Genomic DNA, 17,336 nt, shown 5'->3' with positions numbered 1-17,336 from the left:
GAGGCTGCTTAGCCTTCTGATGCTGTTTTGTAGATTTGCAATTTACGGCGCTCGCCACGTACGGGCGCCATTGCTTCCATCACGCGAGAGCGTGGGAACGTGGCAATCACTTCGGTGCCAAAGCGCAGCTTGGAGAACAAGTCGAAGCGGCCGCCATGCAATTCCATGATTTTTTGAACAATCGGCAAGCCGAGGCCTGCGCCTTGCTCCGCGGTCTTTTGTGCCAGCGAGCCTTGGCCGAATGAAGACAGCACGGTGGCAATTTCATTCTCAGGAATGCCCGGGCCGTTGTCGCGTACAGAGATCATCTGGCAATTATTTTCGCCCGATGCGACTTTAAAGATAATTCGGCCAGATTGTGGGGTAAACTTGATCGCGTTGGACAGCAGGTTCAAGCAAACCTGACGGATCGCCCGTTCATCGCCCCACAATTTCGGCAGTTTCTCGTCAAAGTCCGCCACCAACTCGATGCCTTTTGACCGGGCACGAATTTCAAGCATCCGCCGACAATCTTCCGCAATATTCACCAGCGAAATGGCTTCTTCATTCAGCTCATATTTACCGGCTTCGATCCGTGAAAGGTCAAGCAGCTCATTGATCAGGTTCAGCAAGTGCTGGCCAGAAGCATGAATATCTGCCGAATATTCTTTATAGCTTGGGTTTTCCATCGGCCCCAAAACTTCAGAGGACATCACTTCTGAAAAGCCGATAATCGCGTTCAACGGTGTGCGCAGCTCGTGGCTCATCGTCGCCAAAAAGCGAGATTTTGCAATGTTGGCTTGTTCAGCCTCGCGCCGTGCTTCGTCTGACATGCTTTTGGCTTCTTCCAGCTCAAAAATCAGCATGTCCTTTTCTGCCCGGTGCTCCAGCGATTTGATTGCAGATTTGTGCAAAGTCCGCGCCAAAAAGTTGAAGAAAATCCCGGCACCCACTGCCAAAACTGCCAGCGCGTAGTTCAGCATGCCGCCATTGATCACCAACATGGAGCCAACGGTGATGATGCCCGGTACAGAATTCGCCAAAGTTGCTGTAGGCACCGCACGAGAAGAAATCGCGTTCGCCGCCACACCAACAAGTAAAATTGCCCATTGGATCACAGCAACTTCTTGTGCGGCATTGGAAATTGGCAACAAGGCGATTGTGGACCAGCCCACGCCATAAATGGTTTCAAACATCACAAATGTTGTGGTTTGCCGCCGCGCGTTAAATTTGCCCTGGCTTGCCTTCAAAAACTGCTTGCACGAAAGCATCACAGAAACATGACCCACAATAACAATTGCAGCCCAAGTCAGCATATAGAGCAGGGGAACCCAGATAGATGTCAGCAGGGCAATCGCCACAATGAGGACGGGCATTGCGTATTTGCCGGAAAGGCGTGTGCCTGCATATTCTTGGAGCAATTCAAAATCATAGGATGCCATCGTGCCTGAGCTGGATGTCAGGCGTTGGCGCGCATCATTCACCGCCCGTTGATGCGATTTCCCGCGATCAGTGCGCACAGCTTTATTTGCCTCTGGTGAAGAGCCTATGGACATTAGAACGCAATACTCACAAATTGTCCGAAAACTACGGTTAAGAATAATCTAACGGGTGATGGTTAACTCCTCGTTACGAAAATGAAGAGGAGTGACCATGAAGCGCAGATTTTTTTCGATCCGTCGGGCGGTCACTTTTGTGTCGATTGCAGCACTGCTAATTGCCATGGTGATTGGCACGCAAACGCCGGAAAATAAGGCGCTTCAGGGCGTAGCTCATATCAGCGATGGGGATAGTTTGCGCATCAATCGTCAAAGTGTCCGGCTTATCGGAATTGATGCACCAGAGTTGCAGCAAAATTGTGTGAAACAAGGCGAAGACTGGGCATGTGGCCAAGCCTCAAAGCAAGCGCTTGCCGCAAAAATAAACAGCAATGCCGTCACTTGTGTCGGTGAGAGATTGGATCAATATCGCCGACTTTTGGCCACCTGCTATTTGGGTCGCGAAGATCTCAACGCTTGGTTGGTGCGTGAGGGGTGGGCTGTGTCGTACAATGATTATGCCATCGATGAAGTGCTGGCCCGCCGTGATCGACGCGGCATTTGGGCAAGCGAATTTGAGGAGCCACACAAATGGCGCGCACGTCGCGGTGCCGCAGAAACCTCCATGCTGGGTTGGTTGTGGTCATTTTGGCCATTTTAGAATGATGTACCGATATAGAGAATAAATCTTGCTCTGATTTTTAAAGTGGCGTAACAATATCACGCGAAATAGAACTATTTTTTAATTGGTGCGCTATGTTGGATAAAATTGACCGCAAAATTCTTGCGCTATTGCAAAAGGACGCCACAATGCCTGTGGCTGAAATTGGCCGTAAAGTTGGCTTGTCCACCACGCCATGTTGGCGGCGCATCCAAAAGATGGAAGAAGATGGTGTCATCAAGCGCCGCGTGGCAGTGCTGAACCCTGCCAAAGTAAATGCCGGTGTCACCGTGTTCGTTTCCGTTCGCACCAACCAGCACAATGAATCATGGCTCAAAAAATTCGCCAGTGTGGTGGAAGCCCACGATGAAGTTGTCGAATTTTATCGTATGAGCGGCGACGTGGATTACGTTCTGCGCGTGGTGGTGCCAGACATTGCACACTATGACCGTTTCTACCAAAAATTGATTTCAGAAATGTCCATGAGCGACGTAAGCTCCGCCTTCGCCATGGAGCAGATTAAATACACCACGGCCTTGCCGCTCGATTTTTCAGAAATTGAAAAAGAGAAGTAAAGGCTAGCCGCCTGTCACAGACATGTGGCGGCCCACATGTTTTTGTGGCTTCTGCCGATCGATCTCAAAGTCGTGCCCTTTGGGCTTAATTGCCATGGCATGGTCGAGCAGATCGGCCACCGCCTGCGGTCCATCTTGGCGCAAAGCGTCGCGTAAATTCACCTTATCATTTTGCCCCAGGCAAAGATAAAGCTCACCAGTCGCCGTCAGCCGCACCCGGTTGCAACTTTCACAAAAATTGTGGGTGAGGGGACGAATAAAGCCAACCCGGCCACCTGTTTCTTGAACCCGTTTATATCGGGCTGGGCCGCCCGTATCCAACGGTAAATCTTCCAGCGTGTAGCGGGCGCCAATTGTCTCGATCACTTCGGTCAGCGGCAAATATTGATCTTGCCGATCCACGTCAACAGCACCCATCGGCATGGTTTCGATTAACGTCAAATCAATACCCTTGCCATGCGCCCATTCCATCATCGGCACAATTTCATGGTCGTTTCCGCCCCGTAGCGCCACCATATTAATCTTGATTTTCAGTCCAGCGTCCAATGCGCACTCAATGCCATCCAGCACCTGCTGCAAACGGCCCCAGCGCGTGATTTTCGCAAATTTCTCTGCATCCAGCGTATCCAGAGATACATTGATCCGCTCAACGCGGCTCTCCACCAATTGCGCAGAAAACCGTTTGAGCTGGCTCCCATTTGTAGTGAGGGTCAGTTCATTAAGCGACCCATCCGCTTTTAACAGACCCAATCGCTCAATCAGCGTCATGATATCGCGGCGCACCAATGGTTCGCCGCCGGTCAGGCGCAATTTCGTGACGCCGCGCGCGACAAAGATTTTCGCAATTTGCTCAATTTCTTCGAGGCTTAGCACCTCGGACTTTGGCAAAAAACTCATATTCTCCGCCATGCAATAGGTGCAGCGGAAGTCACAGCGGTCGGTCACCGAAATCCGTAAATATGTTACGGCACGGCCAAATTGGTCGATAAGAGGGCGCGGTTGCGCGAATTCATTCATGTGGGGAAAATAGCCGTTGCGCCGATTTGGTGCAATCAATTGCGCAAGAAAAAACCGGGCTTTTTGCAAAACCCGGTTCAATTCATTTTGATCTTTATGTGAGCTTAGTGACGAACGATCACGCGGGCACCAACCTTGCTGCGGTTGTAAAGGTCAATAATATCGTCATTGGTCAAACGAATGCAGCCAGAAGAAACGGCTTGGCCAATTGTCCAAGGCTCAGCTGTGCCGTGCAAACGATAGATCGTGCTGCCGATGTACAGCGCACGTGCGCCGAGCGGGTTGTTCGGGCCGCCAGGCATATAGGCTGGTAAACCAGGAACACGCTTGCGCATCGCTGGTGGAGGTGTCCAACCTGGCCATTCCGCTTTACGCGTAATGCGGTGCGTGCCTGACCAGCGGAAGCCATCACGACCAACGCCAACGCCATATTTCATCGCTTTACCATCGCCCAATACGAAATACAGGCGACGCTCAGATGTCTCTACAATGATGGTGCCCTTGGCCAACTTTGTATCATAATCAACAATTTCGCGCTTAATGCGAGAGCCGCGACGGTCAGTAGACTGAAGTTCACTGGCATCAACCCAGCGGTTGTTTCGTGAGTCGTAAACGCGGTTCGCAGACGCTTCAAGAACGCTGCCGCCAACCAACACCACGCTTAGCAACAACATTATTGTGCGTTTGAGCAATTTCATGGCCCCATCATCTCCAAAAGAATTCACTAATGTGCATCGCCAAGCGCAACCCACGCTTCAACGGCACCCCTCCTAAAAAGCAAGTTTTAGGTTAAAACAATATGAAACTGAAATGTTCTTGTCCAAAATATTTTCGCAAGTGGATAAATTTATTGTGAAAATCGCCTGTTCTTTGTTAAGTCCAGGGGGAATTTATTGGGTTCTACAAACATTGTGAGATCATCTTGTCTGACGAATTGAAAAAACAAGCCGCACTCGCGGCCATGTCTGAAGTTAAATCCGGCATGCGAATCGGCCTCGGCACGGGCTCCACAGCGAAACATTTTGTCGATTATTTGGGGGCAGAAGTTGCAAAAGGCTTTGAATGTCTTTGCGTGCCTACATCCATCGCAACAATGAAGCAGGCGCAATCGCTCAATATTCCATTGACGACCTTGGATGAAATTGATCGTTTAGATGTGACCGTAGATGGCGCAGACGAAATTGATGATCGAATGCAATTGATCAAAGGTGGCGGTGGTGCCTTGTTGCGCGAAAAAATCGTTGCCGCAGCATCTGATAAAATGGTGGTGATTGCCGATACGTCAAAGCTAGTAGAAGTTTTGGGCAAGTTTGCCCTGCCAATCGAAGTCAATAAGTTCGGTCTCGGCGCAACTCAAAATGCCGTTTCTGCTATTATGCAAGATTTTAAGGCTGAAGGTGGTCTTGTGTTGCGTCAGCAAAATGATGCGCCATTTGTCACTGATGGCGGTCATTTCATTTTAGATGCATCTTTTGGCCGTATTTCCGATGCAAAAGCATTGTCAGATGAGTTGTTAAATGTACCCGGTGTTGTGCAGCATGGTCTATTTTTGGGCCTTTGTGCGAAAGCCTATTTGGCCGATGCAAACGGGGTAAAAGAGCTTGGTTAAGCAAGTGGGGAGATTAAGCAGAATGAATAAATTGATCGCTTTGTTCGTTGCAGGCAGTTTGGCCGTTGCGGCGCCAATTTCGGCCAACGCGCAGGAAATTACGCCGGAACATTTGGAAACGGCCCAGAAATATGTCGAATTGACAGACACGGGGAAGGTTTATGAAGTTTCCCTTTTGAATTCGATCCGCCGAGTGGCACAGGCGTTGACGCGTCAAAGTCCTGAATCGTCAGAAACAATTGCGACAACTGCGCGTGATGTTGCACAGGAATATATCGACGCTGGCAATCCTCTATATGCTCAATTTGCTCGTATCTATGCTATTCGGTTTACACCTGAAGAACTGAGTGAGATTCTCGCATTTTACGAAAGCGATACAGGCAAAAAGCTGTTGGAAAACAATGTCGGCATCAACCGAGACCTGAAAGCAGCTGTTGAAGTTTGGGAAAACAACTTCCTAATTGAATATGAGCGCAAGGTAAAAGCTGCGTTGAAAGAAAAGGGCATTGAGCTGAACTAGCCAATTCGCCGCACGATTATGTGAAGCCCCTTGGGTTGCCCGAGGGGCTTTTTTGTGGTCAATCACAAGCAATTAAATATGGAGTTGTTTCGATGGGACGTCATTTTGACTTGATCGTAATTGGTGCGGGCTCAGGCGGTGTGCGGGCCGGGCGCTTGGCCTCATCTTATGGCGCAAAAGTTGCTGTTGTTGAAGAATATCGGTTGGGTGGCACGTGCGTAATTCGCGGTTGCGTACCCAAAAAGCTGTTTGTTTACGCGTCGCGCTTCCCGGAACAATTCGAAGTTTCGAAAAATTTTGGCTGGTCGATGGAGGAGCCAACATTTGATTGGCAGACCCTGCGCGACAATAAGGATAAAGAAATCCAACGCCTTGAGGGCATTTACGGCAATATCTTGGATAATGCCGGCGTAACAGTATTTCGCGACCGAGCAGAGCTGACCAGCGGTACCTCCGTCAAACTGCAAAAAGACGGTGAAGAACTCACTGCTGATCGCATTTTGATCGCGACAGGCGGCACACCATTTGTACCGAACATTCCAGGTGCCGAGCTCGGCATCACCTCAAACGAAGCCTTCCATCTCGATGAATTGCCTGAGAAAATTCTGATTGTTGGTGGTGGCTATATTGCGGTTGAGTTTGCTGGCATCTTTGCGGGCTTAGGCGTGAAAACCACTTTAGCCTATCGTGGTCCGCAAATTTTGCGTGGCTTTGATGAAGATGTTCGCGACATGGTTGCAGAGCAAATGCAGGCACGCGGCATCGAAATCTTGACCAATACTGATCTGAGTGCGCTCGAAAAATCAGATAATGGCATCAACGTCACTTTTGATAATGATCAAAGCGCTGAATTTGGTGAAGTCATGTTCGCAACGGGCCGGTCGCCAAACACGAAGGGCTTGGGGCTAGAATATACAGATATCGAAGTCGGCGCGCGCGAAGAAATCATTGTCGATGAGCAATCGCGCACCTCATGTAAAACAGTGTTTGCCGTGGGTGACGTGACCGATCGTGCCGCTCTAACACCCGTTGCCATTCGCGAAGGTGCGGCATTTGCCGAAACCTTCTACAATGACAATCCAACTTTCGTACACCATGATCTGATCCCAACCGCGGTCTTTTCAGAGCCAGAAATCGGCACTATTGGGATGACGGAAACGCAAGCAGGCAACCGCTACCATAAAGTGAATGTCTATAAAGCCACATTCCGGCCGATGATGAACACTTTGGGCGATAAGGCCGAAAAAGAAATGTATAAGCTGATCACCGATGCAGATACTGACAAGGTGCTCGGCGTGCATGTGGTTGGCCACGCTGCGGGTGAAATCATCCAGATGGCAGGCATTGCGGTTACAATGGGGGCCACCAAAGCAGATTTTGACCGCACAATCGCTGTGCATCCAACCGCGGCTGAAGAGTTGGTGACCATGAAGCAACCAAGCTATGTACTGGAATACGGCAAAAAAGTCGAATAGTTCTAAGGGGGCCGGCTTTCAGTCCGGCGCCTTTTACCTTGCTTTGACCCGACTGTGCCGCTTTAATCCCCAAAATTAGGGAGGCAGAGATGGGCAAAATTTCGGGAATTGGTGGCGTATTCTTCCGCAGTGATGCTGGCGACCCACTCGCCAAATTTTATAAAGACATGTTCGAAATCAATCTTGGCACTTGGCTGCACCAAGAAGCTGGGCCATCTGTGATAGCGCCCTTTAAGCCGGATACAGATTATTTTGGTCCGAAGACCAACCAGTTCATGATAAACTTACGGGTGGAAGGCATCGATGATTTCATCCAAAAACTACGCGCACATGGCGTGGAGGAAATCGGCGAAGACGATGAGGAATATGGCCGGTTTTTCCGTTTTCTAGACCCTGCAGGCAATGCTATTGAGCTTTGGGAGCCACCCGCAGGTGAGTTGCCAAAAGACTAGAAAAACGCCATCGGACCACAAAAACGCTCACGTCAGTAGATGATCAGTCGACAACTTGCGCCAATTTGCGACGAATACGTTGCACCAGGCGGTTCAACTTATGCTGATCTATTTTTTCCGCTTGATATTGAACGAAAAAATCAAACTTGGCTTGGGGCGCGCAAACACCAACCAGTGCCGTTTTCAATATCCGGCGCACCGGGCGCCAAAGGATAAGTTGGTCAATCCACCAGGGCGACCCCATGGTCGTCACGGCGATCACATGTTTTAGATTGTGCAGCTTCGGGTGCAGCGCTGAGAGATCTTCGGCATGTTCAAATGCCACCCCAGGTGCCCACACCCGGTCAAACCAGCCCTTCAAAATTGCCGGAAAACCAAACCACCAGGTGGGAAAAGCCAGCACCAATATATCCGCCGCCTGCAGCTCGCTAATCTCCTCAATCAGGCGCGACTGATCAAAGTTCTTATAAAAGCTAGCTCTCTCCTTTGGCGATAAAAGTGGGTCAAATTGCTGCTCATAGAGGTCGCGATGGACCACCACTGCATTGCGTGACGCCAGTACATCTTTAATTTGCCCGGTGAGGTGAGCGCAAAGACTGTCTTTTAATGGGTGGGCGGAAACCACCAATACATTTGCCATGATTTCTCCTTACGCACCCACAAGCCCGCGCAGTGCTGCGCCGACAAAATAGGCTAAACCTGCAGCCGACATGCCAATGGCAAATGTTTCCAACGCGCTGACCCACCAACTCCAAGTGGACCAAAGCGATTTCACTGCGCCGATCAGCAAAAATACAACGCCGGTCATGGTGGCAGCCACCACCGCGCCAGAGTTCAGGCCCAAGAAATAGGGCAGCAACGGCACCGCGCCACATACTAGGAAAGCTAAAAATGTCGCAAGCGCGGCCCGAATGGGGGAGCGCTGCACATTGGAAAGCCCATATTCCTCAGCCATCATGGTCTCAAGCCACATATCTTCATGTGTGGTGATCAGGTTGACAATTTCATCAAGCTCTTCGCCCGAATATCCCTTGTTGGAAAAGATTTGGCGCACTTCTTCGCGTTCACCTTCCGGGTGCTGGCGAATATGACGTTTTTCAACTTCCAAAACCCTGTTGTAATCGTCAATTTCAGCTTTGGTGCCTGAATAGTTTGAGGCGGCCATCGAAAAGCCGTCAGCCAGCAAATTGGCAATGCCCAAAACCACCACAACACCAGTGGAGAGTTCAGCGCCCACAACACCAGCGACAATGGCAAACGTGGTCACCGCGCCATCAATGCCACCATAAATCCAGTCGCGCAAATAGCTGATCCGCGGCCCGGTGCTCAGGCGCGAATGGATGTCTGCAAATTTATGAGAATGGTTGAGGTCGCGCATCTTGAACTCCGAATCTTTAAAACATGACTCTATATATCCACTTTAAATGGAGAGTCTATGTTGAGATTTTTCGCATTTGCCGTACCCAAAACGGCCTTAATAACTGGTTTATGCTATCAATCTCTGGTAAATCCAGAGGGTTATGTGACCTAATATATTTGAAAGCGAGTAAATTATGCATAACTGGACACCTGATAGTTGGAGATCGAAAGACATCCGCCAGGTTCCGGCTTATCCAGATAAGGCGGAGCTGGCTGCTGTTGAAGAGCGCCTTGCAAACTTTCCGCCGCTCGTATTTGCAGGCGAAACGCGCGGTTTGAAAGATCAATTGGCGGACGTGGCAAAAGGTAAGGCCTTTTTGCTGCAAGGCGGCGACTGTGCGGAAAGCTTTGCTGAGCACCATGCCGACCATATTCGCGACTTTTTCCGCGTCTTTTTGCAAATGGCTGTTGTGCTCACCCATGGTGGCTCAAAGCCAGTGGTAAAAGTTGGCCGTGTAGCAGGGCAATTTGCCAAGCCGCGCTCGTCAGACAATGAAACCATTGATGGCGTAACCTTGCCGAGCTACCGGGGTGATATCATCAACGATATCGACTTCACCGAGACGTCTCGCGTGCCTGATCCACAGCGCATGTTGATGGCTTACCGCCAATCTGCGGCCACATTAAACCTCATTCGTGCTTTTGCGTCGGGCGGCTACGCCAATTTGGAGCGTAACCACGAATGGACGATGGAATTTGTAAAAGGCACCAATTCATATGAAAAATATGAAGGGGTAGCGCAAAAAATTGACGACGCGATTGACTTCATGCGTGCGCTTGGCATCACAGCCGACAACACGCCGCAATTGCGTGAAACCAAATTCTACACCAGCCACGAAGCATTGCTGCTGGGTTACGAGCAGTCATTGACCCGTCGCGACTCGATCACAAATGATTGGTACGCAACTTCGGGCCATATGCTTTGGATTGGTGACCGCACGCGCGACATTAATGAGGCGCATGTGGAATATTTCACAGGCATCAAAAACCCAATCGGCATGAAGTGCGGCCCATCCATGCAAACGGATGATTTGCTGCGCTTGATTGACAAGTTGAACCCGGAAGATGAAGCAGGGCGCCTAACCCTTATCACCCGTTTCGGGTCTGATAAGGTGGAAGAGCATTTGCCACGCCTTATTGAAGCTGTTGAGAAAGAAGGGCGCACAGTTGTGTGGTCTTGCGATCCAATGCACGGCAATGTGGTGAAAGCATCAACCGGCTATAAAACCCGTCCGTTTGATCGGATATTGTCTGAAGTGAAGAGCTTCTTTGAGATTCACCGTCAATTGGGCACTTATGCTGGCGGCGTGCATGTTGAAATGACCGGTAAAGACGTAACCGAGTGTGTCGGTGGCGCGTCTGCAGTCACTGAGGCTGAATTGTCTAGCCGTTATCACACCCATTGCGATCCACGTTTGAACGCGTCTCAGTCAATTGAGTTGGCCTTCCTCGTGGCAGAAGAAATGAAAACTCAGCGTTCAGAGCGTCCGCGCAAACTGGCCGCAATCTAATTCATTTCAATTGAATTGCAGGTGAGGGCGTCACAATTTTGTGGCGCCCTTATCTTTTTGTTAAGACAAACTTAGCCCCGCATTAACCTTAATGGCTCATAAATATGCACAATTGTTTTGAGTTCGGAGTGCATCATGCGGCACACACCAGTTTGCTATATTCTCACAGCTCTTATGGGGCTAACTGCGGGCCAGTCCGCCCTTGCAGCAGATTTTCCATCAGATTTGCGCGGTGGTTATAACGACCAGGGATGGGAAGATTCCCCATTTGAAGGCGTCGAGTTCACCGCGGGCATGCGCTATTGGTATTCCATGGGCGCGCAAAATGTTGAGAGTTTTGGCGAGAGCTTTACCTCAAATGACACCACACATTTTGGCGAACTTTATTTGCGTGTTGATGACAATTACACCAACTCTTTCGTCAATCTGGCTGGCGGCTATTCTGCATTGATCAATGGCACATTTTCAAATAGTGCCGATGGCGTAACCGATGCCGCAATCACGGATGGCAAGGTCGCTTACTTTATGGGTGATTTTGGCTATATGCCCATTCACTTCGAAGATGGCGACAATTCTGGCGGCTTGGGTTTGATCGCTGGCTATCAATATTGGAACGACTCGCCAGATATGGGCCGGGGTAATTACGCAACCATCGATAGCGCTGCAGACGTGTCATGGGATATTGGCACAGGCCAGCCGATTTATGGTGGTGACAGCACCGTCAATAATCTCGACGTCAACGCTCTACGTTTGGGCGTGGTGGGGCAGGCTGATTTGGGCGCGTTCCACATTTCTGCTGAAGCCGCAGCAATTCCATATGCTCAGGTCAATGGTACGTTGGCGGCGAGGATTGTGCCAACCACTGATTTTGGCTCTTATCAAGTCACGCAATCTGGCCCAACCGAGTTTAACGGCAATGGTTATGGCGGCACCGCGCAAGTGATGGTCGGCACCAGCTTTGACAATTGGAATTTCAATGTCGGTGGTCGCGCATGGTACTTGGAAGCCCGTGGCGAAGCGCGTTACGAAGTTGCAACCATCACAGATGCGGTGGACAGCGAACCAGACGGCACATATGAGACCGATGGCTCAGTTGCCCTGCAAAATTATGTCACCGACTTAGACGCCTTCTCAATGTGGCGCTACGGTATTTTGGCAGAGCTGTCTTACTCGTTCTAAAATCTTTGCCAAACACATGCTTCAAGGCCGGGTTTTGCCCGGCCTTATTTATTTGCAAGGCCTTGCCCTTAAAGGGCCAAAGCGTTAAAGCATGGGCTGTTTTGAACCTTCATGATGGACGGGCCGCGTGGCTGATAAATTGCGAATTGCATTGGCGCAACTCAACCCAACGGTTGGCGCTCTTTCCAAGAACGTAGAAAAAGGCAAAGCCGCCATTGATGAAGCGGTGGCCGCTGGTGCGAACATTTTGATGTTCCCAGAATTGTTCCCCACGGGATATTTCCCAGAAGATTTGTTGTTCAAACCTCAATTTGTCAAAAAGGCGATGGAGGCGGCTAAAGATCTGGCTGCGCATGGCCGCGACAAAGACATTTCCTTGCTGATCCCTTCCATCTGGGTTGATAATTTCCAGCTCTATAATGCGGTATTGTTAGCAGAAGATGGCAACATCATTGATTGGCGCGCCAAGCACGATTTGCCCAATGATGACGTGTTTTATGAAAAGCGCTATTTCACGCCGGGTAATTTGCCTGGCCCGTTCAACATTCAAAATGTGCGCATTGGTGTGCCGATTTGCGAAGATATCTGGCGCAAAGACGTGGTTGAGTGTTTGGCGGAAACTGGCGCTGAACTGTTGCTCTGTCCCAACGGGTCGCCTTACTGGCGCAATAAACATGATCTGCGCATGAATGTGGTGGTGGAGCGCGTGGTCGAAAGTGGCTTGCCGCTGCTTTATCTCAACCAAATTGGAGGGCAAGACGAGCTGGTTTTTGATGGCGCATCCTTCGGCATCAATGCAGACCGCTCCTTGGCCTTTATCGGCAAAAGCTTTGAGGAAGAATTGATCATCATCGATTGGCACCGCGGCGATGAAGGGTGGGTATGCGATACGGATAAAGCCGAGCCTTTGGCCTCAACCGACGGCGCGACATGGCGTGCTTGCGTGCTGGGCTTGCGTGATTATTTGCATAAAAACCATTTTCAGAAGGTGGTGCTGGGTCTTTCCGGCGGTATCGACTCCGCTGTTGTGGCGGCCATCGCTGTCGATGCGGTCGGCGCCGAAAATGTGCACTGCATCATGCTGCCCTACAAATACACATCAGAAGACAGCCTTAAAGACGCTAAAGACTGCGCCGAGATGCTGGGCGTTCGCTATGATGTCGTGGCCATTGGCGACGCAGTTGAAGCGGCAAATGATGCCCTCGCGCCACTATTCGAAGGGCTCAAGCCCGGTCTGGCCGAAGAGAATTTGCAGTCGCGCATGCGCGGCACCTATTTGATGGGCGTGTCCAACAAGCTTGGGTCGATGCTCATCACCACAGGCAATAAATCAGAAATGGCCGTGGGCTATGCCACCATCTATGGTGACATGAATGGCGGCTTCAACCCGATCAAAGACCTTTATAAAATGCAGGTCTATCATTTGGCGGATTGGCGCAATCACAACATGCCAAAAAATTGCCTTGGCCCGGAAGGCCGGGTGATCCCGCAAAATATCATTGATAAAGCACCAAGTGCGGAGCTGCGGCCAGATCAAAAAGATCAGGACAGCTTGCCGCCATATCCGGTGCTTGATGCAATTTTGGAAGGTTTTGTTGAAGGCGAGAAGAGCTTTGACGAAATTGTGGGCGAGGGGCACGATCCAGAAGTGGTCGCCAAAGTGCAAAAATTGCTCTATATCGCCGAGTACAAACGTCGACAGGCCGCGCCTGGGCCGAAATTGACGCAAAAAGCATTCGGTCTGGGCCGCAAATACCCCATCACAAACGGTTTTCGCGACGAAGGAAATTAGGAATCAATATGTCTACAGTCGTGCGATTTGCACCATCCCCAACGGGATATATTCACCTCGGTAATGCGCGCCCAGCTTTGATGAACTGGATGTTCGCGCTGAAAACAGGTGGTCAATTCATTTTGCGCTTTGACGATACGGATTTGGAGCGCTCGAAAAAAGAATATGCAGATGCCATCGAGAAAGATCTCGCTTGGCTCGGCATCAAACCCCATCGCCTGGAGCGTCAGTCAGAGCGCAAAGCGGCCCATGATGCTGCGCGCGATAAGCTGATTGCAGATGGCCGCTTGTACCCCTGCTATGAAACAGCAGACGAGCTGGACCGTCGCCGCAAGCGCGCCCGCGCAATGGGCCGCCCGCCAATCTATGATCGCGCCGCGCTCAAGCTAACTGACGAAGAAAAAGCCGCTTTTGAAGCTGAAGGGCGCAAACCCCACTGGCGTTTTAAGCTGGAAGGCAAAGAAGTGCATTTTGATGATGTGGTGCGCGGCGATCAGGTGGTGAACACTGACACCATGTCAGACCCGGTTTTGATCCGCGCTGATGGCTCTTATCTTTATACCTTGCCATCCGTCGTAGACGATATCGATATGGGCGTCACCCATGTGATCCGCGGTGAAGATCACGTCACCAACACGGGCGCACAGATTGAACTGTTTGAAGCTTTGGGCGCAACCGCCCCAACTTTCGGCCACCACAATTTGCTGACCGATGCCACAGGCGAAGGCTTCTCCAAGCGCAAAGGCTCATTGTCCATCACCAATTTGCGCGAAGAGGGCTTTGAATCTTTGGCTGTTGCCTTGATCGCGATTTTGACAGGCACAAGCCAGCCAGTTGCACCGCACGCCAGCTTAGATGAATTGGCCCAAACCTTTGATATTTCCATGGTGTCGCGCAGCGCCGCTCGATTTGATCCCGCCGAATTGGCTGGCTTCAACGCCCGTATGGTGCATGGCCTCAGCTACGACGACGTCAAAGATCGTCTGGCCGAAATGGGCGTGGAAGATGCAGAGCGTTTGTGGAATGCGGTTCACGAGAACTTGGAAAAAGTCCAAGACATTCGTGATTGGCAAAAGCTTGTTTCGGGCCCTGTTGAAACAGTTGTCGCTGATGAAGATAAAGACTTTATCGCCACCGCGGCTGAGCGCTTGCCTCAAGAGCCATGGGACGAGAACACTTGGTCAGAATGGACAAATGATCTGAAAGCGGAAACAGGCCGCAAAGGCAAGCAATTGTTTATGCCTTTGCGTTTGGCGCTCACAGGTCAAAGCCACGGCCCAGAGCTTAAGACCCTTCTCCCGCTTCTGGGACGTACGGCGTGTTTGGACCGACTATCCTAACGGTCTTTTCGCCAAAGTTGACAAGGCGAAGTCCAGAATAAGAGCTGGCGGCAGTGACTTGAATGTTGTTGCCGCCATTTTCACGTCTTGGATCAGGGCGTGGTAGCGGAATAAAGCTCGCGGTGGCCACTTCCAATTCCAGCTTCTTGCGCGGGTCACGACGGGGCAGCGGAAAGCTCACGTCACCAAAGCTGATGATCGCGGTTGATGTGTCGCCAGACTCGGCAAGTTCAATCTTACCGTAATTGTTCGCCTGTTGTGGCTGGCACGCTTCGTCATAAACTTGGCGATAGCGGAACGCATTTGGGCTTTGGCTATAAGGATTGCCATTCAAATCAATCATGGTTTCAGGCGAACCATCAGTGTTTGAATAATAATAAAGCTTCACATCGCCTTGCTGGAAATTGCCTTTGCACACCGCCTGATCATCAGGAATATATTCTGGCAATGTTGAAAAGCTCACCGGCCAATAATAGCCGTCGCAGGTACGGGCACATACGGTGCGGTAGGTCTCGCGGTTGAACAGATCATAATAATCATCTTCAACAATATTATCGTCATCACGCGATCCGAAAATCCGTTCAAACAATGATTTGCGTTCTGGCTCGCGATTGTTGGTGCTGCGGCTGGTGTCGTTGGTGCCACAGCCGAAGCGGGCATATTGCTGCAAGGCTTGCTCGCGTGCCTTGGCCACTTCAGCGCCGCGCTGCACCCGAGCGGTCAAGGTTGCATAATCTTTTCGAACGCTTTGGATTTTGCGGCCAATGGAGCGGCAGGTAGAGTCCAGTCGCTTGCCTGCATTCAGTGCTTTTTGGCAACCACGGCGCACAAACTGGCTTTCCCATGCCTTCACTTCTTTTTGCGCTTCACGCAATCCATTATAATTGTCACGATAATTGCGGAATTCACGGTCGCGCTCAAAAGTCCGGATTTGCCGTTGCAAGGTGCGGCAACTATCGGCCTGCGCAAAGGCCACGCTTTGCGGCAACACAAGAGAAAAACAAATAACCACAAGGGTAGCGAAGCGAAGCATAACACCGTTCATTTATATTGAAGGGGACACAGTGACCGCCCTTTTAGACGATTTGGTGGCAAAAACTATCCACCATTGGCAAATTATTGTGGCAAAAACATATTTAATTCTGATTCTTAATACAATGTCGGCAATATCCGATTTGGCATGAAGGGGGCATTATGAAACTGGCAACATTGGACAATGGCACACGTGACGGGCAATTGGCGATTGTCAGCAAAGATTTGAAGCGCTGCACCTCCGCTTCGGCCATCGCCCCCAATTTGCAAGCCGCGCTCGACAATTGGTCAGAAGTATATGCCCCGCTTGAAACGCTGAGCCAAAAGCTCAATCAAGGCGATATTGCTGGCAAGTCCTTTGAGCCACATTTGACCCTAGCGCCGCTGCCGCGCGCTTATCAATGGATTGATGCCTCGGCCTATCTGCCACATTTGCAGCGCGTACGCGCCGCCAAAGGCTCATTGCAAAACCCGCAAGACGAAAAGCCCATCATGTATCAAGGCGGCTCTGACTACCTTGTCGGTGCGGAAAAGCCAATTGTAGTGGGTGGCGAAGATTTGGCCCTCGACTATGAAGCAGAAATCGCTGTGATTTTGGGCGATGTGCCCATGAATCCAACCGATGATGAAGCACGCAACGCGGTGCGTTTGGTCACTCAATGCAACGATGTGTCCTTGCGTCGCTTGGTTGCCGCTGACTTGCAGGACGGGTTCGGCTTCTTCCATTCAAAGCCGGCCACCAGCTTTGGACCTGTTGTGGTCACTCCAAACGAACTGGGCGCCGCCTGGCAATCTGGTCGTGTGGCCGGGCGCTTGCAAAGCCGCGTCAATGGCTTGCTCTATGGTCAACCGCGTACCGAAAAAGAAATGGTGTTCGATTTCTACCAGCTCATTCAAGCAGCCGCCCAAACGCGGCAATTGCGTGCTGGCACCATCTTGGGGGGCGGCACAGTCGCCAACACCCATGACGAGATTTTGCCGATCGGCAGCGACGGGGTAGGGTTCTCCTGCATTGTTGAAGCTCGCATGGCTGAAAAAGCCGCCGACACCGATCAACGCACACCCTTCTTGAAAAAGGATGATCAGGTCTCGATCCAATTCCTCACGGATGAGGGGGAAGCACCTTTCGGTGAAATCAAGCAGACGGTTCGTCTCGCCTAAATCCATTCATTGACCTTCGACAAAAGTCGAAGCTATGCACTGTATTTTTGCGGTTGCATTTAGTTGCGTGCGTAAC

General features: G+C 50.7%; 17 protein-coding genes. 11 read left to right on the top strand and 6 right to left on the bottom strand.

The window, feature by feature from the left end:
* Positions 1-8 precede the first annotated feature (8 nt).
* On the bottom strand, positions 9-1,535 hold the full coding sequence (locus ATL17_RS08570) for a sensor histidine kinase (RefSeq protein WP_133572397.1): 1,527 nt from the start codon (positions 1,533-1,535) through the stop codon (positions 9-11).
* Positions 1,536-1,632: 97 nt separating this feature from the next.
* Between ATL17_RS08570 and ATL17_RS08565 the strand changes: the two genes are divergently transcribed.
* Both ATL17_RS08565 and ATL17_RS08560 read left to right on the top strand, forming a co-directional pair.
* On the top strand, positions 1,633-2,178 hold the full coding sequence (locus ATL17_RS08565; protein WP_133572396.1) for a thermonuclease family protein: 546 nt from the start codon (positions 1,633-1,635) through the stop codon (positions 2,176-2,178).
* Between the two features lie 98 nt (positions 2,179-2,276).
* A complete protein-coding gene (locus tag ATL17_RS08560) occupies positions 2,277-2,753 on the top strand; it encodes an Lrp/AsnC family transcriptional regulator (protein ID WP_133573138.1) in 477 nt (158 codons plus the stop codon).
* Positions 2,754-2,756: 3 nt separating this feature from the next.
* Here ATL17_RS08560 and moaA read toward each other — a convergent pair whose 3' ends face one another.
* Together moaA and ATL17_RS08550 are read right to left on the bottom strand one after the other, a co-directional pair.
* On the bottom strand, positions 2,757-3,770 hold the full coding sequence (gene moaA, locus ATL17_RS08555; protein WP_133572395.1) for a GTP 3',8-cyclase MoaA: 1,014 nt from the start codon (positions 3,768-3,770) through the stop codon (positions 2,757-2,759).
* Between the two features lie 104 nt (positions 3,771-3,874).
* Positions 3,875-4,468 (bottom strand): L,D-transpeptidase, encoded by a 594-nt coding sequence (locus ATL17_RS08550; protein ID WP_133572394.1) that lies wholly within the window; start codon positions 4,466-4,468, stop codon positions 3,875-3,877.
* A 221-nt stretch (positions 4,469-4,689) separates the two neighbouring features.
* On the opposite strand from ATL17_RS08550, the gene rpiA reads away from it, so the two are divergent.
* From rpiA to ATL17_RS08530, 4 genes are all read left to right on the top strand, one after another.
* Positions 4,690-5,379: a ribose-5-phosphate isomerase RpiA gene (gene rpiA, locus ATL17_RS08545; protein ID WP_133572393.1), complete on the top strand. Its 690-nt coding sequence runs from the start codon at positions 4,690-4,692 to the stop codon at positions 5,377-5,379.
* 22 nt (positions 5,380-5,401) lie between these two features.
* Positions 5,402-5,899, top strand: coding sequence for a DUF2059 domain-containing protein (locus ATL17_RS08540; protein ID WP_133572392.1), 498 nt, complete (start codon positions 5,402-5,404; stop codon positions 5,897-5,899).
* A gap of 92 nt (positions 5,900-5,991) precedes the next feature.
* Complete coding sequence (gene gor / locus ATL17_RS08535; RefSeq protein WP_133572391.1) at positions 5,992-7,374, top strand: glutathione-disulfide reductase; 1,383 nt, start codon at positions 5,992-5,994, stop codon at positions 7,372-7,374.
* A gap of 89 nt (positions 7,375-7,463) precedes the next feature.
* Positions 7,464-7,826 carry a VOC family protein gene (locus ATL17_RS08530; protein ID WP_133572390.1) on the top strand — a complete coding sequence of 121 codons (363 nt, stop codon included), beginning with the start codon at positions 7,464-7,466 and terminating at the stop codon, positions 7,824-7,826.
* Between the two features lie 43 nt (positions 7,827-7,869).
* Here the strand turns inward: ATL17_RS08530 and ATL17_RS08525 are convergent, their stop codons facing one another.
* Both ATL17_RS08525 and ATL17_RS08520 read right to left on the bottom strand, forming a co-directional pair.
* Positions 7,870-8,466, bottom strand: a complete 597-nt coding sequence (locus ATL17_RS08525) for an NAD(P)H-dependent oxidoreductase (RefSeq protein ID WP_133572389.1) — start codon at positions 8,464-8,466, stop codon at positions 7,870-7,872.
* Between the two features lie 9 nt (positions 8,467-8,475).
* Positions 8,476-9,204 (bottom strand): VIT1/CCC1 transporter family protein, encoded by a 729-nt coding sequence (locus ATL17_RS08520; RefSeq protein ID WP_133572388.1) that lies wholly within the window; start codon positions 9,202-9,204, stop codon positions 8,476-8,478.
* Positions 9,205-9,376: 172 nt separating this feature from the next.
* Between ATL17_RS08520 and ATL17_RS08515 the strand changes: the two genes are divergently transcribed.
* The 4 genes from ATL17_RS08515 to gltX all read left to right on the top strand — a co-directional run bounded on the left by ATL17_RS08515 (position 9,377) and on the right by gltX (position 15,067).
* Positions 9,377-10,756: a class II 3-deoxy-7-phosphoheptulonate synthase gene (locus tag ATL17_RS08515; RefSeq protein WP_133572387.1), complete on the top strand. Its 1,380-nt coding sequence runs from the start codon at positions 9,377-9,379 to the stop codon at positions 10,754-10,756.
* Between the two features lie 135 nt (positions 10,757-10,891).
* On the top strand, positions 10,892-11,935 hold the full coding sequence (locus ATL17_RS08510; protein WP_133572386.1) for a hypothetical protein: 1,044 nt from the start codon (positions 10,892-10,894) through the stop codon (positions 11,933-11,935).
* Positions 11,936-12,062: 127 nt separating this feature from the next.
* A complete protein-coding gene (locus tag ATL17_RS08505; protein WP_133572385.1) occupies positions 12,063-13,727 on the top strand; it encodes an NAD+ synthase in 1,665 nt (554 codons plus the stop codon).
* Positions 13,728-13,729: 2 nt separating this feature from the next.
* Positions 13,730-15,067, top strand: coding sequence for a glutamate--tRNA ligase (gltX, locus tag ATL17_RS08500; RefSeq protein ID WP_208111198.1), 1,338 nt, complete (start codon positions 13,730-13,732; stop codon positions 15,065-15,067).
* Here the strand turns inward: gltX and ATL17_RS08495 are convergent.
* On the bottom strand, positions 15,012-16,100 hold the full coding sequence (locus ATL17_RS08495) for a DUF2865 domain-containing protein (protein WP_166638963.1): 1,089 nt from the start codon (positions 16,098-16,100) through the stop codon (positions 15,012-15,014). The genes gltX and ATL17_RS08495 overlap by 56 nt on opposite strands.
* A 161-nt stretch (positions 16,101-16,261) precedes the next feature.
* On the opposite strand from ATL17_RS08495, the gene ATL17_RS08490 reads away from it, so the two are divergent.
* The gene (locus ATL17_RS08490) at positions 16,262-17,260 is read left to right on the top strand and encodes a fumarylacetoacetate hydrolase family protein (protein ID WP_133572382.1); all 999 of its coding nucleotides are present in this window, start codon (positions 16,262-16,264) and stop codon (positions 17,258-17,260) included.
* Positions 17,261-17,336 lie beyond the last annotated feature (76 nt).

Origin of the sequence: Maritalea mobilis, from assembly GCF_004363175.1 — a bacterium.
In the GTDB taxonomy this organism is placed as follows: domain Bacteria; phylum Pseudomonadota; class Alphaproteobacteria; order Rhizobiales; family Devosiaceae; genus Maritalea; species Maritalea mobilis.
This window is presented reverse-complemented; position numbering and strand designations above follow the sequence as displayed.